This window comes from Jeongeupia wiesaeckerbachi (genome assembly GCF_050916355.1).
GTDB classification, from domain to species: Bacteria; Pseudomonadota; Gammaproteobacteria; order Burkholderiales; family Chitinibacteraceae; genus Jeongeupia; species Jeongeupia wiesaeckerbachi.
The window spans coordinates 3,624,722-3,646,495 of sequence record NZ_CP136946.1; the positions used below are offsets into that span (position 1 = coordinate 3,624,722).

General features: G+C 62.5%; 26 protein-coding genes. 22 read left to right on the forward strand and 4 right to left on the reverse strand.

What is annotated here, in order from left to right; all coding sequences use genetic code 11:
• The first annotated feature begins 707 nt into the window (after nt 1-707).
• Nucleotides 708-1,241 carry a hypothetical protein gene (locus tag R0382_RS17465; RefSeq protein ID WP_432721277.1) on the forward strand — a complete coding sequence of 178 codons (534 nt, stop codon included), beginning with the start codon at nt 708-710 and terminating at the stop codon, nt 1,239-1,241.
• A 68-nt stretch (nt 1,242-1,309) separates the two neighbouring features.
• Here the strand turns inward: R0382_RS17465 and R0382_RS17470 are convergent, their stop codons facing one another.
• The 3 genes from R0382_RS17470 to R0382_RS17480 all read right to left on the reverse strand — a co-directional run bounded on the left by R0382_RS17470 (nt 1,310) and on the right by R0382_RS17480 (nt 2,106).
• Nucleotides 1,310-1,549: a hypothetical protein gene (locus R0382_RS17470; protein WP_432721278.1), complete on the reverse strand. Its 240-nt coding sequence runs from the start codon at nt 1,547-1,549 to the stop codon at nt 1,310-1,312.
• Nucleotides 1,550-1,563: 14 nt separating this feature from the next.
• Nucleotides 1,564-1,728, reverse strand: coding sequence for a hypothetical protein (locus R0382_RS17475; RefSeq protein ID WP_432721279.1), 165 nt, complete (start codon nt 1,726-1,728; stop codon nt 1,564-1,566).
• A 186-nt stretch (nt 1,729-1,914) separates the two neighbouring features.
• Nucleotides 1,915-2,106 carry a hypothetical protein gene (locus R0382_RS17480; RefSeq protein WP_432721281.1) on the reverse strand — a complete coding sequence of 64 codons (192 nt, stop codon included), beginning with the start codon at nt 2,104-2,106 and terminating at the stop codon, nt 1,915-1,917.
• 2 nt (nt 2,107-2,108) lie between these two features.
• Between R0382_RS17480 and R0382_RS17485 the strand changes: the two genes are divergently transcribed.
• The gene (locus R0382_RS17485) at nt 2,109-2,612 is read left to right on the forward strand and encodes an inclusion body family protein (RefSeq protein WP_432721282.1); all 504 of its coding nucleotides are present in this window, start codon (nt 2,109-2,111) and stop codon (nt 2,610-2,612) included.
• Between the two features lie 112 nt (nt 2,613-2,724).
• Nucleotides 2,725-3,279, forward strand: coding sequence for an AidA/PixA family protein (locus R0382_RS17490; protein WP_432721283.1), 555 nt, complete (start codon nt 2,725-2,727; stop codon nt 3,277-3,279).
• Between the two features lie 189 nt (nt 3,280-3,468).
• Here R0382_RS17490 and R0382_RS17495 read toward each other — a convergent pair whose 3' ends face one another.
• Nucleotides 3,469-4,173, reverse strand: a complete 705-nt coding sequence (locus R0382_RS17495; protein WP_432721284.1) for an XRE family transcriptional regulator — start codon at nt 4,171-4,173, stop codon at nt 3,469-3,471.
• 305 nt (nt 4,174-4,478) lie between these two features.
• Between R0382_RS17495 and R0382_RS17500 the strand changes: the two genes are divergently transcribed.
• From R0382_RS17500 to R0382_RS17590, 19 genes are all read left to right on the forward strand, one after another.
• Nucleotides 4,479-4,670, forward strand: a complete 192-nt coding sequence (locus R0382_RS17500; RefSeq protein WP_432721285.1) for a hypothetical protein — start codon at nt 4,479-4,481, stop codon at nt 4,668-4,670.
• Nucleotides 4,671-4,871: 201 nt separating this feature from the next.
• Nucleotides 4,872-7,343, forward strand: a complete 2,472-nt coding sequence (locus R0382_RS17505; RefSeq protein ID WP_432721286.1) for a DUF5906 domain-containing protein — start codon at nt 4,872-4,874, stop codon at nt 7,341-7,343.
• 522 nt (nt 7,344-7,865) lie between these two features.
• The gene (locus R0382_RS17510; protein ID WP_432721287.1) at nt 7,866-8,357 is read left to right on the forward strand and encodes a hypothetical protein; all 492 of its coding nucleotides are present in this window, start codon (nt 7,866-7,868) and stop codon (nt 8,355-8,357) included.
• Nucleotides 8,358-8,525: 168 nt separating this feature from the next.
• Nucleotides 8,526-9,122 (forward strand): hypothetical protein, encoded by a 597-nt coding sequence (locus R0382_RS17515; protein WP_432721288.1) that lies wholly within the window; start codon nt 8,526-8,528, stop codon nt 9,120-9,122.
• Nucleotides 9,119-9,319, forward strand: a complete 201-nt coding sequence (locus tag R0382_RS17520) for a DUF2635 domain-containing protein (RefSeq protein WP_432721289.1) — start codon at nt 9,119-9,121, stop codon at nt 9,317-9,319. Before R0382_RS17515 ends, R0382_RS17520 begins: the two co-directional genes overlap by 4 nt.
• Before the next feature lie 18 nt (nt 9,320-9,337).
• Nucleotides 9,338-10,810 carry a phage tail sheath C-terminal domain-containing protein gene (locus R0382_RS17525; RefSeq protein WP_432721290.1) on the forward strand — a complete coding sequence of 491 codons (1,473 nt, stop codon included), beginning with the start codon at nt 9,338-9,340 and terminating at the stop codon, nt 10,808-10,810.
• Nucleotides 10,811-11,003: 193 nt separating this feature from the next.
• Entirely contained in the window at nt 11,004-11,369 is a 366-nt protein-coding gene (locus R0382_RS17530) for a phage tail tube protein (RefSeq protein WP_432721291.1), read from the forward strand.
• Between the two features lie 3 nt (nt 11,370-11,372).
• Nucleotides 11,373-11,633, forward strand: a complete 261-nt coding sequence (locus tag R0382_RS17535) for a phage tail assembly protein (protein ID WP_432721292.1) — start codon at nt 11,373-11,375, stop codon at nt 11,631-11,633.
• An 11-nt stretch (nt 11,634-11,644) separates the two neighbouring features.
• The gene (locus tag R0382_RS17540; RefSeq protein ID WP_432721293.1) at nt 11,645-11,767 is read left to right on the forward strand and encodes a hypothetical protein; all 123 of its coding nucleotides are present in this window, start codon (nt 11,645-11,647) and stop codon (nt 11,765-11,767) included.
• 33 nt (nt 11,768-11,800) lie between these two features.
• Complete coding sequence (locus R0382_RS17545; protein WP_432721294.1) at nt 11,801-13,753, forward strand: phage tail tape measure protein; 1,953 nt, start codon at nt 11,801-11,803, stop codon at nt 13,751-13,753.
• Nucleotides 13,753-15,093, forward strand: a complete 1,341-nt coding sequence (locus R0382_RS17550; RefSeq protein WP_432721295.1) for a DNA circularization protein — start codon at nt 13,753-13,755, stop codon at nt 15,091-15,093. The genes R0382_RS17545 and R0382_RS17550 overlap by 1 nt, the downstream gene beginning before the upstream one ends.
• 3 nt (nt 15,094-15,096) lie before the next feature.
• Nucleotides 15,097-16,149, forward strand: coding sequence for a phage baseplate assembly protein (locus tag R0382_RS17555; protein WP_432721296.1), 1,053 nt, complete (start codon nt 15,097-15,099; stop codon nt 16,147-16,149).
• 3 nt (nt 16,150-16,152) lie between these two features.
• Nucleotides 16,153-16,731, forward strand: coding sequence for a phage baseplate assembly protein V (locus R0382_RS17560; protein WP_432721297.1), 579 nt, complete (start codon nt 16,153-16,155; stop codon nt 16,729-16,731).
• A complete protein-coding gene (locus R0382_RS17565; RefSeq protein WP_432721298.1) occupies nt 16,731-17,144 on the forward strand; it encodes a phage GP46 family protein in 414 nt (137 codons plus the stop codon). The genes R0382_RS17560 and R0382_RS17565 overlap by 1 nt, the downstream gene beginning before the upstream one ends.
• Entirely contained in the window at nt 17,141-18,199 is a 1,059-nt protein-coding gene (locus R0382_RS17570) for a baseplate J/gp47 family protein (RefSeq protein WP_432721300.1), read from the forward strand. The genes R0382_RS17565 and R0382_RS17570 overlap by 4 nt, the downstream gene beginning before the upstream one ends.
• Nucleotides 18,190-18,783: a YmfQ family protein gene (locus tag R0382_RS17575; protein WP_432721301.1), complete on the forward strand. Its 594-nt coding sequence runs from the start codon at nt 18,190-18,192 to the stop codon at nt 18,781-18,783. Before R0382_RS17570 ends, R0382_RS17575 begins: the two co-directional genes overlap by 10 nt.
• On the forward strand, nt 18,783-19,994 hold the full coding sequence (locus tag R0382_RS17580) for a hypothetical protein (RefSeq protein WP_432721302.1): 1,212 nt from the start codon (nt 18,783-18,785) through the stop codon (nt 19,992-19,994). The genes R0382_RS17575 and R0382_RS17580 overlap by 1 nt, the downstream gene beginning before the upstream one ends.
• Before the next feature lie 132 nt (nt 19,995-20,126).
• The gene (locus tag R0382_RS17585; protein WP_432721303.1) at nt 20,127-20,495 is read left to right on the forward strand and encodes a DUF4376 domain-containing protein; all 369 of its coding nucleotides are present in this window, start codon (nt 20,127-20,129) and stop codon (nt 20,493-20,495) included.
• 70 nt (nt 20,496-20,565) lie between these two features.
• Nucleotides 20,566-21,774, forward strand: a complete 1,209-nt coding sequence (locus R0382_RS17590) for a hypothetical protein (RefSeq protein WP_432721304.1) — start codon at nt 20,566-20,568, stop codon at nt 21,772-21,774.

A 21,774-nucleotide genomic window follows, 5' to 3' on the forward strand; every position in this document is an offset into this window, starting at 1 on the left:
ACACCGTCATCCAGTGCGGCGAAACCTTCCCCTATTTCATCTTCCAACCTGTCCAGCGCCTGCAGCTCTAGATCTGTGCGCTGCACTCTGCGCAGCTCGAGCGCTGACCGCAATTCTCAAATTAATCGTATATACCTATTGGGTCGCACTTGATGCGATGCGACTTCGGCCTTCAATTTTTCACGATAAGGAACTAGCGCTATGCCTTCTGAACGAGGAAAAGAATCTGGCGGGAAAGAGTCTGGTGGCAAGGAAGTAACAGGGAGAGAAGGGGTCGATCGTGGTGGCCATACCCCAGCGAGTGACAATCGAGGGGGACACAACGACAGCGGTGGACTGGGTGGAGATCGTAAAGGCGATGGTCACGCCGATGGCAGAACCGATGGACCACGTAAACCATAGTTCATCTGGTTGATCGTCCCGAGGCGCTTGTCGATTCAAGCGCCTCATATGCGAGAAAATCGTGTGCCAGTTGCCTAGCTGGCCAGAAGCGCGAATGTACAAGCCGATAGACGAAAAGCGATCGCTGGTGTTGCTCGACCAAACCGGCTATTGAAGAGTGGCTCGCCCCGCCACCAGAAGGTCAGGCGCGTACGCTACCCTCTCGCGTTAATTGTGAATAAACCAGGAACTGTTTAGGACACAACAATACGCAATTATAAATCAAACCATTAAAACAAAGCCAACAACTGAAGCGAGCCACCAAGATGCCACAAGTCAAATTCGAAGCATGGATCAATGAAAACGACCAAAACGATCCGGGACACATGACGATGCTGGACATGCAAACCGGTCACCATATCGAATTCACAATGGGCGCCACACCAAACGGGTTTTCAGTGACCGTGACCAACGTTATGACGAACTTGCCTTACACAGCCAACAGTAGGAATCTGATCCTGTCGCAGCGAAGCGTAGATCAGAATTGGGACTCGCAAGTTTCGAAGCAGAGAGGCGGGATGATGCGTTTCACTGGGGTCTGCAGCTATGTCGTCGATGTCACAGATCAGGAATACGGCTATCTTCGTGCTCAAGCCGCAATTCGGCTTGCTGTTGGCGAATATAATTTCTTGCGTGAAGCACAAGTTGCCCGGCCACTTGCAAGTCGATGCTTGTCGCTGCTAGAGGAATTGGCCAAGTCGAGAGGACAAAGGCTAGTCACCGGAAAAGCCATTGAAGCACTGGAGGATTTTGAAAGGCAAAACGTCGTAACTGGTAAACAAATGGTCGATTGGAGTTAGAAAAAACGACCGCACCTCACGGAACTCCAGAAAAAAGGCGAGCATGTGCTCGCCATTCTGATTTCAGGCTATGCCCATGCGGCCGACTCTCCTTCTGTCAGCGCATACGGTTCGAACGCAATCACTTCTTCGTCAAGCCACTCATTCAGCGCCATGAACCGTGCCTGCAGCGGCTCAATTTCGTGTCGTGCGAACACTGAGGCCGCCTGTACCCGCGAACCGAACCCGTCGGTGTTCGGCGGGATGATGCCGATCAGTTGCGGCGGTACGCGGTGCGCAGCGAGCTGATTGTCACGCGTCAGTTTCAATAGATGTTCAGGAATTAATCCTTGGCGGCGACTTCGCTGATCGGCAACAGCTGAATGCCGTCCTTCTTTCCGCCCGGGGCATACACCATCAGATTGCGGAAATTGCCCGGCCCCTTGCTGTTCTTCAGCGCCGTGCGCATCGCGCTGATGTCGTCCTCGTTCTGCACGGTGTCGGTCATGCCCACCAAGCTTGAGTAGCAAGCCACTCAATGGTGCCGACACCAAGACGCCTTTTTCTCGAGCATTGATGTTGTCGCGGACCTTCTGGCAAGCAAGCCCTTCCACTTGCCGCCTCGACCCTTTCTGCAACGGGTCTGTAAAAAAAACGACCGTTCGTCGCAACAATTCCATCGCTTTTTGACAGCTTAGTGCGTGGTTCTATATTGCAAACTCAGTTTCACCAGATATGTTTTGTAAGCATTTTGTATTAAATACCTCAATACAATCAGGTGTTTCTGATTTTCACCCTCGCCACCATACTTTCCACCAAAGAAAGAATGCAAGGCGTTGTCGCGCCAGGCCGAAGCCGGGCGTTCACTCGGAAAAAGGAGCTTCATTTATGTCTCGCGTTACCGATGTGCTTGTTTCGATCGACACTGAAACCATCCTGAAAAACTATCCGAACATCAGCAAAAACCCTGCTGCGCCGACATTTATCGACTTCAAACATGTGTACATGGTCACCAACCAGAACAATGTGGTCAGCGGTCAGGCCGGCGGCGAGCTCGACTTGAAGGCCCAGGTCGGCGACTTGATTCGCTGGCGCGAAACCAGCCTGTCTCTGGGCTTCGAAAATGCGGTGATTTTCTACAAGTTCGTGGGCAATCAGGGCAACGAGCTGATTTCTACACCGACCCCGCGCAAGGCAGTAGCCAGTATTGCCGTGCCCAACACCAGCAACCCCTCGGTGCCCAGCTGTCAGAAGGTCGAAAATTTCTACTGGTCATCGGAAACGCTGGCCTGCGGCCGCGTCACTTACCACTTCCAGTTCCTGATCGTCGACCGCAATTGCAACATCGTCGGTTGCTGCTCGTGGGATCCGTTCATTTCCATCCACAACTGATCCATGCAGCCCCTTGGCAACGAGGGGCTTTTGCTTGGGCGAATTCCGGCTGGAACAAGGTGTCTGCGCCAGCCGGAACGCGGCACACAACGCATCGAAAGAGGAAGGCGTGATGTCCACTGATAACCCCACCACAGCAGCAGACATCACTGAGCAAGCCAGCAATGTGTTGCTCATTGTCGATGCCGAAACCCTGCTGGCTCGCTATCCAGCGCCGAATGGCGATCCTGACACCCCGTTCGTGATCGACGATGGCTTCATCTTCGGTTTTGGCGTGATACCGAGCGCAGAGCCCGGCGGCACGAATGGCAGTCTGGCGCTGCCCGCGAGCGCCGCCCCGGTCTTCCACCTGCGCGGGCGTACCGTTGGCCTGTATGCCGAGCACAGCGTGGTGATCTACGATCTGCGCATCGGCGAAGCCGGTGTACTTGCACCGCCGCAGCTGGTCGCGCACAGCCAAAGGCCGCTGTTCAGCCCCAACCCGCAAGCCCCAACCGAACCGCTGATGACACAAGCCGACGATCACTACTGGCGCTGCCAGCCACTCAGCGCGGGAGTCGAGCCCTGCGAACTGAGCTTCATGCTGGTCGACAGCAACTGTGAGGCGTTGGGCTATTTCAAATGGCTGGTTGAATTGCAGGTGCCGGGTGAAGGCTCGGCAGCCTAGAAACCCCGAGCCTAGGCGCTGATCTATATATGCAGTAAAACCTCGCTGCATATCGAGCCCCCGTCTGACCCCGTGACATCATTGGTTCCGACGCGCTGCCGGTCCCGAAACGGACAGTGGAAATGCCAGCCCATACTCGGCAAGAAAAAGCCCGCTCAAAGCGGGCTTTTTTTCAGCGCCACGGCGCAATCAGATCGCGCCGCTGATCGCTACCACGCGGCCGATGATTTCAAGCTCGCCCAGATATTCGGCCGGAATCGTCCGGGGTGCGTATTTGGCTTCGTTATCCGAGTGCAGGATCACCGCGCCGCCCGGCGCCTTGTACAGACGTTTGACGAAAAACTCGCCTTGCCAGCACAGCGCATAAACCTTGCCGTCCTGGATCAAGCGCTGCGTGTAGTCGACGACCAGACTGTCGCCTTCGTAGATGCGCTCTTCCATGCTGTCGCCTTCGGCGAGGATGGTCGCGGCATTGTTGGCCGTTACGCCCAGCCGCTCCGCCCACGCGCGACGGAAGGCGTTGCGCTGGCCTTTTTCGTCGATCTCCCAGACGACCTTGCCGTTGCCGCAGGACGCCTGCACATCCAGCCGCGGCAGGAAGACATAGCCATCCGGATCCAGTTCGTCTTCGTTGTCCCATACCGTCACTGGCCGCGGCGGAACGACCGGCGCGGGCGATCTGGCCTGCGTGGCGGCCCGGCCGTCGCCGACCAGCCACATCGGGTCGACGCCGAGCGCATCGGCAAGCTGCGGCAGAAAGGTGGCGCTTTTGTTGCGCCCCGACTCGATATTGCCGATGGCGGATTGCCCCACTCCGGCGCGTTTGGCGAGTTCTTTCTGTGACAAACCCAGTTCTGTGCGGCGTTGGCGCACACGATCAGCAAGTGTGTTCATAACACAAATGTAACACCTAAATTAAACACGTCGATGTTGACACTATAAACACAATCGTGTTTAATGGCAATTACGGCGCAACGATGACCCATCGCCACCCTCTTCCTCCGCCGACCGCAACTCCTGAGGCCGGCTTTGCCAGGGACGGCGTCCTTGGTTTTTTCTTCCCATCCGGGTGCCTTGAAGCGGCCCTCGCCGATCCGGCGCATCAGCCAGCACGCGCCAGCCCTGTCAAACACAAAGGTGTTTGATTTTACAACACACCGCAAGCGCTACCGGCGGGCGGTTTATAGAGGAGTCCAATCATGAGTGAATATCAAATGCACCGCGATCCCGTGTTCGACGCCGTCGCCCGCCGCGAAGCCAACGAGCGGCGCCGGCAGGACTGGCTGGCAAAACAGGCAGCCAACGATGCGATCTGGCGCGCCAGCCCGGAATACCGGCAAATGCGTCGCCGCAAGGTGCAGCAGGCCATGCGCAAGGTCAGCGTACTGTAAACGCGGCCAGCCCTGCAGATGCCTTGCGCTCGCGGGTGCCATCCCGCTTCGCGCATTTTGCCCCCTGTTTCGCCGGGGATTTCTCCCCCTAACCGCCCCCGCAAGGCATCAGCGGCATCAGGCCCGGCGCCTGTGCCGATCTGCGCCACCGGACCAGCGCCCTGCACTGCCCGGCCCCCTTCCATACCCCACGGAGAATGAATGGCAAGCAGCCTCGCAAGCGTCATTCAGCAATTTGCCGCCGCCGACATGCCGGCGATCAGCGCGCACGAGTTGCAGATCGACACCGATCGCTGGCATCGCTACGGCCCGCAACAGCGCGCGTATTACAAAGTACTGTCGCTGCACACCCGTTCCGGCAAAACGGTTTATGTCGGCACCTTCGGCCAGGGCAGCGCGCAGTACAAGATCGAACCCGACGACGATCAATGCCTGAGTGCCGACGACTTGCTCGAACTGCAGCGCAAGCGCGAGGCGATCGATCGTGCCGAACACGCCCGGCGCGAGCAAGACGCCCTTGAGGCCGCCAGCCGGGCACAGGCGCAATGGGCAGAGGCCAGCCCGTCGGGCTACAGCGCCTACGCAGAACACAAACGCATCGCCCCGGAAAGCCATCGCATCACCGCGGATGGTGTGCTGTACGTGCCGCTGTGGCGCTACGACCAGACGCCGGCCACCTTGATCGGACTGCAATCGATCACGCCATGGGAAAACGAGTTCGGCGGCAACAAACGCTTCACCCGCGGCATGCGCAAGCAAGGCGCGGCTTGCCGGCTGGGCGACGAACCGGCGCTGGGTGCGTCCATCATCCTGGTAGAAGGTTATGCCACCGGCTGCAGCATCCGCATGGCGCTCGAACGCACGCTGCCGGTCTATGTCGGCTTCGACGCCGGCAATCTGATCCACGTCGCACGCCTCCTCCGGGCGCGGTTTCCGGCCAGCACCATCGTCATCGCCGCCGACGATGATTACCTGCCGACGCGCGACGGCGCGGACAACCACGAAGGCGAGCGCCAGGCGCGCCAGATCGTCGGCAGCGTCGCCAACTGCCGCTTGGTACTGCCACAGTTCACCGCGGCACGACGCCTGCAGCGCGATGATGAAACACGGCCCAAGCTCACCGACTTCAACGACTTGCACGTCGCCGAAGGCCTGCACGTCGTCGCGGCCCAACTGCGCGCCGCGCTGGCCGGGCCGACCGAGACCGTGGCCAGCCCCGCCGCGCCGACGCTGCCGCAGGCACTGGCCCGTTTCGCGCTGATTTTCGGCACCACCCACGTCTGGGACGATGTCGAGCAATGCCTGCTGAAAAAAGCCGCGTTCACCGCGCTGGTCGGCGCCGAAATCAGCAAGGCGTGGTACGGCGATCTGGCCAAGCGCCAGAAGCGCATGTCGGACCTGCCCAAGGCCAAGCGGCCGGGCGATGCCGATGCGGCCGATGCCTCGCGCGCGCTGCTCGATCGCTACACGCTGTTGTACGGCACCGAAACGGTGTGGGATGCGCAGGCGCGGATCATCCTCAGCCTGTCGGCGCTGCGCGCGGCATTCGGCAGCGATGCGGTGCGCTACTGGCAGGAAAACCCGCTGCGCCGAATGGTCGATGCCGACAAGCTGGTGTTCGACCCGACCGAGCGCATCGACCCGACGACCCACGTCAACCTGTTTGGCGGCATGCCGCTGAAGCCGGCATACGACGACCGTCTGGCCGATCCGATCGTCGGCCTGGTCATGCATCTGTGCAATCACGACCCGGCGGTCTACCACTGGCTGATGCAATGGATTGCGCTGCCCTTGCAGCGGCCCGGCACCAAGATGGATACCTCGGTGCTGATGTTCGGCGAGAAACAGGGCACCGGCAAATCGCTGTTCTGGGAAGGCGTCATCAAGGCGATCTATGGCGAATATGGCACCACCATCGGCCAGCACCAGCTCGACAGCCAGTTCACCGCCTGGCAATCGCGCCGGCTGTTCATCCTTGCCGAGGAAGTCGTCGGCCGCGCCGAGAAATACAGCCATATCGGCACGATCAAGCACATGGTCACCGGGCGGACGATGCGCATCAACGAAAAGAACATGCCCGAGCGCGAGGAAACCAACCACGCCAACATCGTCTTCCTGTCGAACGAAGTGCAACCGTTGCACCTCGAGCTCGACGACCGGCGCTTTCTGGCGATCGAACCGCGCACGCTGCTGAACGAACGCGATCAGCAAACCATCCGCGACGCCTTCGCCGCCGGCGCAATCACTGCTTTTTACGGCTATTTGCTGCGTTATCCGATCGATGCGCAGTTCGATCAGCGCAGCAAACCGATCGTGACCGAGGCCAAGGCCCGGCTGATCGAATACGGCCTGCCGCCGTGGCAGGTGTTCTACCGCGCATGGAAAGGCAAGCAGCTCGACCTGCCCTACCAGTCCTGCTGCTCGCAAGACCTGTTCCGCGCCTACCGCCGCTGGGCCAGCGACCATGGCGGCGGCGAGAAACTGACCGAGACCAAGTTCTGCAGCATGATCGCCGCGCGCGAAACCAAGCGCACCGAATGGCTTATCGATGCCAGCGGCAAACGCCGCCAGCGCATGGTTTTCATCATCGACGAAGCCCCGGCCGGCAGCACCAAGGAAGCCTGGTTCTCGATCCAGTGCCGTCGCTTTGCCGACGCGCTGCAAAACGCCTGAGCCCCGATTTCATCCAGCCATGACGCCCGCCCCGCGACAATTCTATGCCCGGGATACACCCGACGAACCAGCCTCGCGCCGCGCCAATACCGGGCGGCCGCGCGTCGCCCTGCGAAACCGAACCAAGGTCGACGGTAAAGCGGCGTGGTTGAGGGGACGCGCCAACCCTCAACCATGCTCAAACCCAATCAGGGCGAGCCTTCCGGGGCTTTGCTCTTGGTGGTCGACGGTGTCGTCGCCACTTTCCGCCTGCAGCTACGTACTCAAACATTACAAAGGAAAAAACCCGCTACCCCACTACTACCTCAAACCCAACCCTCCACCTCTCCACCCAATCAGTCAAAACGCAGCAAACAAGCGGCATTCATCGGGTTAAGGGTTGGGCCCCAGCCGAAATCCAACCCCAACAACCCGCCACCCGATCGTGCATTCCGAGCAGCAAAACATTAAAATAATCAGCAAATACAAAGCCTTGCAAATGACAAGGCTAGGAGGCTTCCAGGAGCATTTCATGGAGGCAATGTGAATCAAGTCATCGATCTCTATCTATTGGCGTGGGCCGCAGCGGTACGGGTCAACAATCTGCAACTGAAGCGGGTCCATGTCGCGCAAAGCCGTTACGGCGACTATTCGGCCGGTGGCGCCATGGGCGGCATCGACGTACACGAAGTCAGCGTCCTGGGCCACCCCTGCCGGGTGACCGCCGACGCGGTCTATGTCATCGATCCGCGCACCCAGCGCGAAACCAGTGTCGAACAGAACAAGCTGCAGGCCGTGTTTGCCGTTATCGGCAGCATGGACCGGGAGACGGCCGAGCTGCTGCGGATTCACTTCACCGTGCCGGCGTCGGTCGACGACAAGGCCAGCCGCGCCGGCGTCAGCGGCCGGACCTGGAACCGCTGGATCCGCGACGCCAAGGTCGTCTTCGGCGGCCAGTTCTGGCTGCATGCGCAACGTGTGCATCAGCGTGGCGTCGGCATCCTCGTCGAAGGGCTTGACACCGTGACAGGGTGACACTATAATTTGTGTAACGCTGTTGTTATTGCGTCGACAAACCCCGGAGCGAAAGCCTCGGGGTTTTTGCATTTCTGGCGCGCCAGTTCCTCCCTCCGGCGCCACAGCACTCCCTCTCGCTTCTTCCCCGTCGCCCACGGCGACCATCCGCCTCTTTCCGAGGACGCCATGCATACACTCACCACGATCCGCCACGCGCTGGTCGACCTGCTCGTCAATCGGACGGCCGCGGGCGCCAGCGTCTGGGCCAGCCAGGCCAAGGCCTATGGCGACGGCAGCCTGCCGGCCCTGCATATCCGGCTGAATGGCCGCGACACGCAAACGAACAGCGACATCCCCAGCCTTGTCCACCGTGGCGATCTCACGATCGCGATCGTCGTCGCCAGCAATGCCGACGACCTCGCCGAAACGCTGCTTGAACAGGTCGAAGGCATCCTCGCCGTCAACCCGACGCTGAACGGCGTGCTCGCGCAGCCGCTGCAACCGACGCAGTTGCTGGCCACGCTCGATCTCACCGGCACCGCACCGCTGACCGTTTACACCCAGCGCTATCTCGCCAACTGGCATGAAGAGCCGTTCGACGCGGTGACCGTCACCGAAGCCGCGACCGCGCCGGCCTTCGGCGATCTCAAGCGGCTGCATGCCGACATCGACGCCTCGCCGTTCGAGAGCAGCGCCGAGCACAATCGCTGGCTGGCCGGCGATTACGCCGGCAGCCGACCCGAGGCGCAAGCCGACATCCTTCTCACAGGACCGAGCCCATGAAAACGTATCTCCAGCCCGTCTCCCCGGCGCTGGTCGTCTGGCTGCCCGACGGCAGCGCGACCTTGCCGGCCGAAGGCGCCCCCGTTTACCTCGACGCCTACTGGCACCGACGTATTGCCGACGGCGATGTGCGCATCGCCCCACCGGCTACTTCCCCATCCCTTCCCCCCCACAGCCCCGCCCCGAGCGGGGCTTAATTCTTTCTGGAGCCCGCAATGCCGGAAAACATCAGCTTCAACAGCATCCCGGTGGACATCCGTACCCCGGGTCAATACATCGAAATCGACAACACCAAGGCCGTCCGCGGCCTGCCGTCGCAAGACCGCCGGCTGCTGCTGATCGGCCAGCGTCTGGCCAGCGGCAGCGTGGTCGCCAATGTGCCGACGCAGATCAACAACCCGGATCAGGCCGCCGGCTACTTCGGTCGCGGCTCGATGCTGCACCGGATGGTGCTCGCCGCCAAAGCCGCCAACAACAGCACCGCGCTATGGGCGATCGCGCTCGATGACCTCGGTGCCGGCGTCGCCGCTACCGGCACGCTGACCCTGACCGGCACCGCGACCGGCGCCGGCATTCTGGCGCTCTACGTCGCCGGCCAGCGCGTGCAGGTCGGCGTCTCGCTCGGCGATACCGCCGCTGCCGTCGCCACCAAGGTCGTCACCGCAGTCACCGCGCTGACCGATCTGCCCGTCACTGCCTCGGCCGCCGCCGGCGTGGTGACGCTGACCGCGCGCCACAAGGGTCTGGCCGGCAATGGCATCGACCTGCGCCTCAACTACTACAGCGACGACGTCACACCGTCGGGCGTAACCGCCGTCATCGCCGGCATGGCCAGCGGCGCCGGCAACCCGGACGTGACCACCGCCATCGCCGCCATCGGCGACGACCAGTACTACAGTATCGCCGTGCCGTATACCGACACCGCCAACCTGACCGTGCTCGAAGCGATGCTCGACGCCAAATGGGGCCCGATGCAGCAGCGCACCGGCCATGTCTTCACCGGCATGATCGCGACGCAAGCCGCGCTGACGACCTTCGGTGCCGGCCGCAACAGCCCGCACGTGTCGGTGCTCGGCGTCAACGATACGCCGACGCCGGTGTGGGAATTCGCCGCCGCCTGGGCCGGTGTCTGCGAGTACTACGGCGCCATCGACCCGGCCCGTCCGCTGCAGACGCTGTCGATCCCGGCACTGCTGTCGCCGCCGCTGAAGAGCCGCTTCACCCGCACCGAACGCGATCTGCTGCTGCGCTCGGGCATCAGCACCGTCATCTACGGCAGCGATGGCGCGCCGATGATCGAACGCGTCGTCACCACCTACCAGAAGAACCCGTTCGGCGTCGCCGACATCAGCCTGCTCGATCTCGAATCGAAATGGACCGTCGACTACATCCGCTACGCGATCCGCGCCCGCATCGCGCTGCGCTTCCCGCGCCACAAGCTCGCCAACGACGGCAGCAACTACGCGCCGGGCCAGGCCATCGTGACGCCGAGCATCCTGCGCGCCGAATTGCTGACGCTGTTCCGCGAGCTGGAATCCGCCGGCCTGGTCGAGAACTTCGACCAGTTCAAACGCGACCTGATCGTCGTGCGCAGCAGCGGTGATCCGAACCGCGTCAACGCGGTCATCCCGCCGGACATCGTCAACCAGTTCCGCGTCTTCGCCGCCGCGGTCCAGTACCTGCTCTGATCCATTCAACGCGGCTAACCCTGCTGGCTGTGCTCGCCGGCCGTACTACTTCGTACTGCTGCGACCACAGGGCGTCCCCGTGGGACGTTCGGCCCCTAAAGGGACCCTTGCCAGCACCACTGCACCGGGCAGCCGCTCTACCCCTACCCCAGCCCACCGAAACGGTGGGTTTTTTTGATTCCGGAGATTCACCATGGCAGGAAATACCCAATTCGCCGGCCGCGTCTTTGTCAGCCTCAACGGCTCACGTCTGCGCAGCAAATCGGGCGCCAAGCTCAACGTCGGCGGCGTCGAACGCACCGCGGTCGAAACCGACCAGGGCACGCTCGGCTACACCGAGAAAACCAAGACCGCGACCGTTGAATGCACGGTCATCATGGCCCGCGACACCGACCTCGTTGCACTCGGCAACACCGTCGACGCAACGCTGGTATTCGAAACCGACATCGGCGTCGCCTATGTGCTCAAGGACGCCTTCGTCACCGAGCCGCCGGAGTTCACCGGCGGCGAAGGCGAAGTCAGCCTCAAGTTTTCCGGCACCCGCTGCGAGAGGGTCTAAGCCATGAGCGCCACCTACCCGATCGTGATCACCCTGAGCCGTCCGGTCCGCTTCGGCGATGACGACATCACCGAACTCAAGCTTCGCGAACCGCTGGCTGGCGACTTCCGCGCGCTGAACGAGCCGTCCGACGTGTTCGCCAGCTCGCTCAATCTGGCCGCCGAACTCGCCGGATTGCCGGCATCGGTGATCGACCGGCTCGGCCTGGACGACACGCAAGCGGTGATCAAGGCGGTCAACCCTTTTTTGTTCTGGTTCCGCTGAACTGGCAGGAGATGGCCGGCGACCTCGTCGTCGCCGGCGGCATCGCCCCGTCGGAGGTCTGGACCATGCGCTGGAGCGAATTTGGCTTCTGGCATGGCCAGGTCCTCCGGCTCAAGGGCGCAGCCGCGTCGTGATGCCGCGCGGGGCCCTTTTCTCAGGATCAACACATGGCAATCACACGCGATCTCTTCGAATCCCTGGGCGGCGGAGAACTCCTTGCCGACGCAGCCAAAGGCAGTCTCGGTGCCGCTGGCAAACATCTCGCCGACACTGCTCAGCAGTCAATCACCATTGAGCACGACCTAAAAATCGCCGCCAACGTCGCCGGCCTCGACCCTCGCGAGGCCGATGCCAAGATCAGCGAATGGAAGGCCAAGCTCATCACGCTGAGCAAAAAAACCAACCAGACTCAGGATGAACTGCGCGGCGCTTTTCTCGCGTTGGTCAAGGACGGCGTCACCCCCGATGCTGCGCTCAATGGGCTGGAATCAGCCGGCAACGCGGCAAAGGCATCCGGCGCTGACCTCATCAAGCTCAGCAGCTCGCTGCAAGGCACCAACGATGCGCTGAAGATCACGCCGGCGCTGGCCAGCAAAGCCACCGACTCGTTGATGGCCATCAGCAAGGGCGGCGGCATCAAGTTCGAGAAGCTGACCGAAATCCTGCCGGAAGCCGCCGAGTCCGGCGCGAAATTGGGTATCACCGGCACTGCCGGCCTGGCTTCGCTCGGCGCGGCGGCACAGATTGCCAACCAGGCCGGCGCCAGCCCTGAAGAAGCCGGCAAGCTGATGGACGACTTCTTCAGCAAGCTCTCGGACCCGGCCTTCGCCAAGCAACACAATATCGACCTCGACAAGGAAAAAGCCGCCGCCCAGAAAAGCGGCGACCCCTTGTTGTACATGGCCCAACTGGCCCAGCGGCTGGCGAAAAACGACCCAGCCAAATTGAGCGGGATGTTCGGCAGCGAAATCGCCCAGAAGGTGATCATGCCGCTGAACGATGCCACAGCGCTCAAGCAGTATCAGGAAACCCGCGCCGCGGGCATGGCCGCCAACGGCGTGACCGCCAGAGACAAAGAAGCCGTACTCAACAGCACGGCAGAGCTGGCAAAAGGCCGCCAGATCGAGACGGAAGCCAATGCCCAATCCTCCTGGGCTGGCGGACTGCATGGCGCATTCGATACGGCGCTCAAGGGCCTCAACAAGGTCGGAATCGACGACACGGTTGTGCTCGGTATCGGCGCGGCGCTCACCACTGGCTTCGCGCTCTGGAACCACAAGCGGAACAAGTCGGGCGCTGGTTCCGGCGGCTCTCCGTCTTTGCCCGGCAGCTCGGGCGGCAGCGGCATCAGGGTCTTCGTGACCAACTGGCCGGGGCAAGGTCGCGGTGGTGGCATCGATCTACCTGATCGGAGACGCCGCCCCGGAAGTGGCCCAAGTCGCCCAGGCTCGAACAGGACCGGCCGGCTATCTCGCATGACGCGGCTTGCCGAACGCGGCAAGAGCTGGCTGGGTCGACAAGGAACGGGACTAAGGGGCATCGCTACACGCGGCAGCCAAGTGCTCCGCAACGGCATGCAACTTGGTAAAGGCTTGCTGGGAACTGGAGCCCAAGCGCTTAGGGCCGCGCCCAATCTGGCAATGAGTGCCCTCCGTGCGCTACCCGGTTTGAGTCTGCGCGCGCTACCCGCGCTTGGGGGCGGCGCCATGGCCGCGGCTGCGGCCGGCATTGCCACGGCCGGCATGGCTGGCTACGCCGTAGGCGGCTTGATCAACAAGCATTTGATCGAGGGTACCAAGGCCGGCGATGCCATCGGCGAAGGTATTGCCCACGTCCTCGCCTTCTTCGGCAATGACGATGCGCGCGAAGCCCTGCGACTAAACGGCGATCAAGCCCCCCAGCCTCCCGCCTCGCAACGCCCGTTGACCGAGACGGAAAAACGAACGATCGCGGCGCTGCCCGCCGGCTCGCAATCGCCGCAAAAAGTGTCCGGCCAGATTGAGGTCAAGATCCATCTGCCGGCGTCCCTAACCGGCACAACCACCACCGTTACCCAACCGGCCGGTCAGGGCGTGACCGTGCAACCGAAAGTTGGCACATATCTGACAGGACCTGGCTGATGAATTGGCGAAACCAACTGCAAACCGCGCAATTTCGCGGTGTTGAGTTCCACACCCAAAAATCCAGCGGCGAAATCGGCCGGCGTGTCCAGCTGACCGAGTACCCGCTGCGCGATACGCCGTACGCCGAGGATCTGGGCCGCAAGGCGCGGACGTTCTCGCTGGACGCCTTCGTCATCGGTGCCGACTACATGGCCCGGCGCGACAAGCTGATCGCCGCGTTCGAAACCCCGGGCCCGGGCGAATTGATCCACCCCTACCAAGGCGCGATCAACGTCGTCGTAACGCGGGTATCGATCGAGGAATCCAGCGATCAGGGCGGCATGGCGCGCTTCAACGTCGAGTTCACCGAGGCCGGCGAAAATGCCTTCCCGAACACCAAGGTCGATACCAGCGCCGCCTTGGACAGCAGCGCCGATCGGGCCTTGGCCGACGCCAGCGCCGATTTCGCCCGACGCTGGAACCGGATCAGCGAATCCATCCTGCTCTCCGACGCGCGGCCGGCCAGCCTGGACGATCTGGCCGGGCTGGCCGGCGCCGGGCTGGCCTTTGTCGACATGGTCGCCGGCGCGGCGCGCAAGGCTGAAAACCTGCTCGACGCGGTGCTCTACCCGGTGTCGACGCTGGTCAAGCTGCCGGGAGAACTGTTCTCGCGGCTGAACGATTCGGTGGCGCGAATCGAATCCCGGCTGTCGACGACGGCGAATGCGCTGCAGATGTCGGCCAGTATCGCGCCGCTGATCTACCAGACGGCACCGAACCGGCCCTTCCTGTTCCCGACCCTGCCGGTGACGCCGTTGCCGCCATGGGTCGTACCGGTGCCGGTGCCGACACAGGCAAACCGCCCGGTGATCCGGCCGACGACGCCGGCCAATATCACGCTGATCAACAGCGCGCAGGCGCTGGATACGGCGATCAAGACCATCGCGGCGGTGCAGTTGGCCAAGGCCATCATCTCGACACCGGCCAGCTCGACGCAGCCCGCCCCTCGGCCGGGCTCGTCGACACAGACCGCGCCGGCGCCGATCGCCGCCGCCGACCTGATCGCGCTGCGAGACGACGCGCTGGACGCGATCGACTCGCTGATCGAAACCGCGTCGGACCAGAGCTACCGCAGCCTGCTGGCGCTGAAGCGCGCAACGATGGCGGCGGCGGCGAACCGTCTCGCCAGCGCCACGGCCTTGATCACGATCACGCCACGCTTGCGGACACCGGCACTGGTACTGGCCTGGCGCCAGACCGCCGACCTCGCCGCCGAAGCCGATCTGATCGCCCGCAACCGCGTCCGCCATCCCGGCTTCGTGCCTGGCGGCCGGCCGATTCAGCTGCTCAAGGAGTGAACCGTGTCCGTTCTGGAACTGCAGGTTGATGAACAGATTTACGCCGGCTGGACCGATCTGGCCGTCGAAGCCGGACTGGAGCAGCTGTCGGGCAGCTTCACGCTGCAGCTGACCGAGCACTGGCCCGGCGCCGGCGAGCCTCGGCCGGTCAAGCCCGGCCAGCGCTGCGTGGTGAAAATCGATGGCCAGCCGGTCGTCACCGGTTTCATTGATAGCGTCGCGGTGTCGTTCAACGCCACCTCGCGCTCGCTGTCGGTCTCCGGCCGCGACGCCACCGCCGATCTGGTCGACTGCAGCGCCATCCACGGCGCCGGTCAGTGGAAGAAAGCCAGCCTGGCGCGGATTGCCCGCGACCTGTGCGACCCGTTCAAGATCAAGGTCGCGGTCGACCCGGGCGTGCAGGCGCTCGCCGATCAGCCCTTCGACAGCTGGAACATCGAGGAAGGCGAAAGCTGCTTCGACTGCCTTGAACGCGCGGCGCGACTGCGGACGGTGATGCTGACGACGCTCGGCGACGGCGGCATGTACATCACTCGCCCCGGTGCCGAGCAAGCCAAGGCGGCCCTGGTCGAAGGCGGCAATATCGTCAGCGCCAACGGGGATTTCAGCTGGAGCGAGCGCTTCAGCGAGTACCGCGTCAAGGGCCAGAGCCGCCGAACCCATGCCGGCGTGGGCATCAGCAAGGATGCGGAGATCGCCGCCGGGCGTTACCGGCCGAAGATCCTGCTCGCCGAAGACCAAACCAACGGCGCAACCGCGCAGCAACGCGCCGACTGGGAACGCACCGTCCGCACCGCCCGCGCCAGCCGCGCCACGATCACGGTCTGCGGCTGGCGCCAGGGACCGGAGCACCCCTTGTGGCGGCCCAATCTGCGCGTACAGCTCAGCTCTGCGCTGCTGCGTGCCGATGAGGAAAAGCTGATCACCAAGGTCAACTACACGCTGAACGCCGAGGGCGAGCGCTGCCAGCTCGAGCTGGCCGACCCGCGCACCTTCGACCAACTGACCGGCAGCAGCAAGTCCAAAGCCGGCAAGACCACCAAACCCAAGGGATAAATCATGATCGAACGCCTTGCCCGACGCGTGCGGCTGATGGTTGCGCGCGCCGTCCTCAACCTGGTCAACGACGCCGGTGGCCTGCAATTGCTGCAGGTCTCGGCCTTGGCCGACGAAACCCGCGACGACGTCGAGCGTGCGCAGAACTACGGCCTGACCAGCGTGCCGCTGCCCGGTGCGACCGTGGTGATGGTTGCCGTCGCCGGCAGCCGCGACCACCTCGTCGCGACCGCCGTCGACGACCCGCGCTATCGACCCACCGGCCTCAACGCCGGCGAGGTCTGCATCTATACGCACGAAGGCGACCGGGTGCACCTGAAGAACGGCCGGCTGATCGAGCTGACGACGCAGACACTGCGCGTCAACGCCGACACGCTGATCGAATTCAACACCGAAAAAGTGCAGATCAACGCCCCGCTGGTCAATACCAGCGGCCAACTCAAAACCGCAGGCGACATCACCGACACCGCCGGCAGCAACGGCCGCACCGTCGCCGGCATGCGCGCGCAGTACAACAGCCACACGCACGGCGGCGTGCAAACGGGCCCGGGCAGCAGCGGCACACCGAACAAGGGGATGTAATGACCGATTTATTGACCCGTTATCTGGGCTGGAATCGGGGCTGCGACTGGCAGCTTTCGACCGTCGGCCTGGACATCGACAACGGCCTCGACTCCGCCATCACGCTCAGCCTGTTGACCGACCGGCGTGCCGAACCCGGCGACGCGGTCTCCGGCGATCAGCGCGGCTGGTGGGGCGATGCCCTTGAAAACGCCGTGCCGCTCGGCTCGCGCCTGTGGTTGCTGGCGCGCGAGAAACAGCTGCCGTCCACCCTGCGCCGCGCCGAGGCCTACGCGACCGAGGCGCTGCAATGGCTGATCGACGATGGCATCGCCACGTCCATCGCCGTGCAGGCCAGCGCCCCACGCACCGACATGCTGCTGCTCTCGATCCAGATCGACGCGCGTGCCTATCAATTCGAGGTATCTCCATGAGTTTCGACCGCCCTACGCTTGCCGAACTCGTCGACGCCCAGCTCGGCGAAATCGAAACGCGCCTGCCCGGCGCCGACGCACGCTTGCGTCAATCCAATCTCAACGTGCTCGGCCGGGTACAGGCCGGCGGGCTGCACCAGATGTACGGCTATCTGTCGTGGCTGGCACAGCAGCTGTTTCCCGACTCCGCCGAGACCGAATTTCTCGACCGCTGGGCCAGCATCTGGCTGCCCCAGGGCCGCAAGCCGGCGGCGCTGGCGCAAGGCAGCGTGCGGCTCACCGGCACGCCCGGCACGCTCGTCCCGGCCGGCACCGCGCTCACCCGCGCCGACAGCTTCGAATACCTGACGACCGCCGAAGTCGTCATCGCCGCCAACGGCAGCGCCGACGTCGCCCTCGCATCGCGCGAAGCCGGCGCCACGGCCAATGCCGACGCCGGCACCGCGCTGACGGTGACCACACCGATCGCCGGCCTGCAAAGCAGCGCCAGCGTGATCGCGCCGGGGCTGACCCAAGGCGCCGACGAAGAGGACGACGCCGCGCTGCGCCAGCGGCTGATCGCGCGGATCCAGAACCCGCCGCAGGGCGGCTCGGCCGCCGACTACGTCTCGTGGGCGCTGGAAGTCCCCGGCGTGACCCGCGCCTGGCACCTGCCGGCGCTGAACGGCCTTGGCAGCAACGCCGTCGTCTTCGTCCGCGACAACGACGCCAGCCCGATCCCCGACGCCAACGAAGTCGCCGCGGTGCAGGCACATATCGACGCGGTGCGGCCGGTGACCGCCGACTTCACCGCGCTGGCGCCGGCGCCGCTGGCGGTCAACTACAGCGTCCGCGTCACGCCCAACACCAGCGCCGTGCGCGCCGCCGTCGTCACCGCCTTGCAAAACCTGCACGAGCGTGAAGCCGAGCCGGGCACCCCGCTGTACCTGAGCCGGATCAACGAGGCGATCAGCCAGGCCGACGGCGAATTCGATCACATCCTGTTCGCACCGACCGCCGACATCGTCCCCGCCACGCTGCAAATGCCCTTGTGCGGAGACGTCACATGGCAATGAGCGCAGACGACTACCGCGAACAACTGTCCGCGCTGCTGCCGCAAGGCCTCGCCTGGCCGCGCGACCCCGACACGATCTTGCAACGCACGCTCGGCAGCTTCGGCGCCGGGCTGGCGAAGCTCGACACCTATGGCGACGCGCTGCTGGACGAAGCCTGGCCGCGCAGCAGCTACGGCTTGCTGGCCGACTGGGAACGCGTCGCCGGCCTGCCCGACGAATGCTCAGTGCTCGGCCAGACGCTCGAATCGCGCCGCAACGCCGTCGCCGCCAAGCTCGCCGCCCGCGGCGGGCAAAGCCCGGCCTACTTCATCGGCATCGCCGCGCAGTATGGCCACGTCGACGCAACGATCACCGAATTCCGCGCCCGCCGCTACGGCCGCGCCCGCAACGGCCAGCGCTTTGGCGGCTGGGGCTGGCAATACGTCTGGCAACTCAACCTGCCGGCGCAAACGGTCGAACAACGCAATAGCGGCGACCCGTTCGGCGAGTACTACCAGGTCTGGGGCGACAGCCAGCTGGAATGCGTCATCAATAAACTCAAACCCGCACACACGCGGGTTTTCTTTACTTATGGAGGGGTGTAATGGATTACCCGAAATCCGTACCCGGCGTGGGCCTGAAAAACGGCAAGTTCACCGACGGCAATCCGTTGACCGGCGAAGTGGCCAGTCTTGATCCGGCAAGTTGGGCGAATGGGGTGACTGATGAGTTGCTCGCGGTGATTAGTGATAGCGGATTAACGCCAAGTGAAAGCATTCAAACGCAATTGCGCGATGCGTTGCGGAACAAGTATGCCGATCTGACACGTACCGGCACAGCTGGTGCAATTAATTTTCGCAACAAGCTCATCAACGGTAATTTCGATTTTTGGCAACGCGGCACGACTTACAACTACACATCTGGAATTTCTACCCACTGCGCGGATCGCTGGTATCTCGCTAACATCGGTACGTTTGGCGCTAGTACTGGCCTATCTCGCATGGCACTGACTCCTGACGAGATTCCGGGGGCGAGCTATGCGCTCTACTGGAAGCGGGTCGCACCCGTTGCCGATACAATTTCGTATGAAATTGGCCAACGTATCGAGGGGGTGCGAACACTGGCGGGAAAGACAATAACCTTGTCGTTCTGGTACAAAAACGACGTCGGTTCAGCTCCCCCATTTGTCAGCTTTTCGCAAATATTCGGCACTGGCGGCAGCCCATCAACCATTGTTTCCACGTCATCTCAGGTGATCCCTGCCTCGTCAACATGGACGAAGGTAGTAATGCAGTTCGCGTTGCCGAGCATTGCAGGAAAAACACTTGGGACTAATGGTGACGACTTTTTGGTGTTGAAAATCGTAGGCCCAAAGGATGTTGCTGGCGGGTATTACCTTTCACAGGTGCAACTGGAGGAGGGATTGGTAGCAACGCCATTCGAGCAACGTCCGATGCAAATCGAGCTGACTCTGTGTCAACGCTATTACCGAACTTCATATGAGCTTGGAGTGCGACCCGGGAGCATATCAGTCAATCGCGGCAGCCCCAATTCGCTGGTTTCGTCGGGAAACCCGGTATGGGTGCCGACTTGCATTTCGTTTTCACCTCTTATGCGGGCCGCGCCTGCGGTCACAATCTATCAGCCCAGCACAGGCGCCGCTGGCGTCATCGAAGAGACCGGGGAGCAAAATGCTCGTGCCGTTCAAAGCGTTGAATCAAGTGCAAGCGGAATCGGGCTACTCATTCTCTCTAGCGCAGCTGCGAGCCCAAGCCTGTCGATGCAATGGCATTACGTCGCCGACGCCGAACTTTAAGGAACCCACACCTTGTATAGATTGACGGAAAACCCAGACCTTGTTGTCCGCCTTAACGACAGCGCAAACATCCCGCGTAGCCATCGTTGGTGGGATGAATACGAGGCTTGGCTCGCCAAAGGCAACACGGCGATGCCGGCCGTATCAATTGGCGACCTGCAGACTATCGCGCTGGCGACACTGCCGGGCTGGGAACAAGCCGAGCGCGCGGCCGGCATTGATCACGCCAACCATCGCTGGCTGACGACACCCGCAGCACTGCAAGACATCCGCGACGCGCTGCTGGCCGGCATCGTCCCCAGCGGCGTTTGGATCACCGCCGAGCGCGAGCCGGTGCCGCTGACGCTGACCGAGCTGCAAGTGCTGTGGGCCGAATGCGTGGCACGCGGCGCGGCTATTTACCAGCGCCGGCTGGCCATGGAAGCCGAAATTACCACGCTGGACCGCGCCGCGCTGGAAGCGTTCAAACCGGCTTGGCCGATCACCGGCGCAAACCAATAAGCCCAACGCAGCCACCCACCTATTCAAATCAAACCCGCCCATCAGGCGGGTTTTCGCATGGAGACACGCGATGGATTATCCCAAATCCCTGCCGGGCGTAAATTTGCGAAACGGCAAATTCACCGACGGCAATGCCCAAACCGGCGAATTGCCCAGCCGCGACACGGCCATATGGGCCAATTCGGTGACTGATGAATTGCTCAATGTCATCAACTCGGCCGGCTTGACCCCGACCGAAGGTGTCAACGATCAGCTCAAACAGGCTTTGTTGGCGAAATATGCACAACTCGCCGGCGCAAATTTCACCGGCCCCGTTTCCGGCCCAACACCACAGACCGGCGACAATTCCACACAACTGGCCACGACCGCCTTTGTTTCCGCTCGAACAGGTACGGCTGGTGATCTGTCGTTCCGCAACAAGATCATCAACGGCGAGATGACCATCAGCCAGCGCGGCACCTCGTTCGTCAACCCAGCTAACTACACACTGGATCGTTGGCAGGTTTTCTACGACGGTACGGCCGGCTCGTTCACGGTGTCCCAGCAAGTGCTTTCCGCAGGACTGATCCCCGGAGACCCTGTGAATTTCCTGCGTTGGGATCAGACCGTCGCCGGCTCTGGCTCAACGTCACGCTGGATTTCGCAGCGTGTCGAGGGGGTACGAGCGCTTGCCGGCGGCAAGGTGACTGTCAGCTTCTATGCCAAGCTCTCCGCAGCCACAAGCATCAACGTCAAGCTAGAGCAGATTTTCGGTTCCGGCGGTAGTTCATCGGTCCCCACGGCATCGCAAACCGTTGCAATCGGAACGGGCTGGGCCAAGTACGCCCTGACGTTCGATCTTCCTAGTGTGGCCGGGAAGACCATCGGCGCAAATGATTGCGTGATACTGGCATTCCAGCTTTCGCCGACTTCTGTATTCACCTTTGACCTGACCAGTGTGCAGCTCGAAGCTGGTAGCTGCGCTACGCCGTTCGAGCAACGGCCGATGCAGATCGAATTGGCGCTTTGCCAGCGGTACTTCGAAACGGGCATAGTCAGTTTCCGATGGGATGCACCGCTTGCATCTAATGCAACGGTCGGCACAACGTGCGCATTTAGCGCCAGAAAGCGCATTGCACCAGCCGTTGTCATGACAAATACAAACACAGCGCAATTCACGATTTTGAGTGCTGAATCTGTTTCAGCGGGTGGTATGTGCCCGTCTTTCGGATTTGTGAACTGGAACGTGAGTGTGACAAGAATCGCCGCATTCCCATACGCTGCCGATGCCGAGCTGTGA

Bases quoted from the DNA above. Each gene is read 5' to 3' on its own strand.
- R0382_RS17465 (WP_432721277.1), top strand. From the start codon at position 708: ATGCCACAAGTCAAATTCGAAGCATGGATCAATGAAAACGACCAAAAC.
- R0382_RS17475 (WP_432721279.1), bottom strand. From the start codon at position 1,728: ATGACCGACACCGTGCAGAACGAGGACGACATCAGCGCGATGCGCACG.
- R0382_RS17480 (WP_432721281.1), bottom strand. From the start codon at position 2,106: ATGAAGCTCCTTTTTCCGAGTGAACGCCCGGCTTCGGCCTGGCGCGAC.
- R0382_RS17485 (WP_432721282.1), top strand. From the start codon at position 2,109: ATGTCTCGCGTTACCGATGTGCTTGTTTCGATCGACACTGAAACCATC.
- R0382_RS17490 (WP_432721283.1), top strand. From the start codon at position 2,725: ATGTCCACTGATAACCCCACCACAGCAGCAGACATCACTGAGCAAGCC.
- R0382_RS17495 (WP_432721284.1), bottom strand. From the start codon at position 4,173: ATGAACACACTTGCTGATCGTGTGCGCCAACGCCGCACAGAACTGGGT.
- R0382_RS17500 (WP_432721285.1), top strand. From the start codon at position 4,479: ATGAGTGAATATCAAATGCACCGCGATCCCGTGTTCGACGCCGTCGCC.
- R0382_RS17505 (WP_432721286.1), top strand. From the start codon at position 4,872: ATGGCAAGCAGCCTCGCAAGCGTCATTCAGCAATTTGCCGCCGCCGAC.
- R0382_RS17515 (WP_432721288.1), top strand. From the start codon at position 8,526: ATGCATACACTCACCACGATCCGCCACGCGCTGGTCGACCTGCTCGTC.
- R0382_RS17520 (WP_432721289.1), top strand. From the start codon at position 9,119: ATGAAAACGTATCTCCAGCCCGTCTCCCCGGCGCTGGTCGTCTGGCTG.
- R0382_RS17525 (WP_432721290.1), top strand. From the start codon at position 9,338: ATGCCGGAAAACATCAGCTTCAACAGCATCCCGGTGGACATCCGTACC.
- R0382_RS17530 (WP_432721291.1), top strand. From the start codon at position 11,004: ATGGCAGGAAATACCCAATTCGCCGGCCGCGTCTTTGTCAGCCTCAAC.
- R0382_RS17535 (WP_432721292.1), top strand. From the start codon at position 11,373: ATGAGCGCCACCTACCCGATCGTGATCACCCTGAGCCGTCCGGTCCGC.
- R0382_RS17540 (WP_432721293.1), top strand. From the start codon at position 11,645: ATGGCCGGCGACCTCGTCGTCGCCGGCGGCATCGCCCCGTCGGAGGTC.
- R0382_RS17545 (WP_432721294.1), top strand. From the start codon at position 11,801: ATGGCAATCACACGCGATCTCTTCGAATCCCTGGGCGGCGGAGAACTC.
- R0382_RS17550 (WP_432721295.1), top strand. From the start codon at position 13,753: ATGAATTGGCGAAACCAACTGCAAACCGCGCAATTTCGCGGTGTTGAG.
- R0382_RS17560 (WP_432721297.1), top strand. From the start codon at position 16,153: ATGATCGAACGCCTTGCCCGACGCGTGCGGCTGATGGTTGCGCGCGCC.
- R0382_RS17565 (WP_432721298.1), top strand. From the start codon at position 16,731: ATGACCGATTTATTGACCCGTTATCTGGGCTGGAATCGGGGCTGCGAC.
- R0382_RS17570 (WP_432721300.1), top strand. From the start codon at position 17,141: ATGAGTTTCGACCGCCCTACGCTTGCCGAACTCGTCGACGCCCAGCTC.
- R0382_RS17575 (WP_432721301.1), top strand. From the start codon at position 18,190: ATGGCAATGAGCGCAGACGACTACCGCGAACAACTGTCCGCGCTGCTG.
- R0382_RS17580 (WP_432721302.1), top strand. From the start codon at position 18,783: ATGGATTACCCGAAATCCGTACCCGGCGTGGGCCTGAAAAACGGCAAG.
- R0382_RS17585 (WP_432721303.1), top strand. From the start codon at position 20,127: ATGCCGGCCGTATCAATTGGCGACCTGCAGACTATCGCGCTGGCGACA.
- R0382_RS17590 (WP_432721304.1), top strand. From the start codon at position 20,566: ATGGATTATCCCAAATCCCTGCCGGGCGTAAATTTGCGAAACGGCAAA.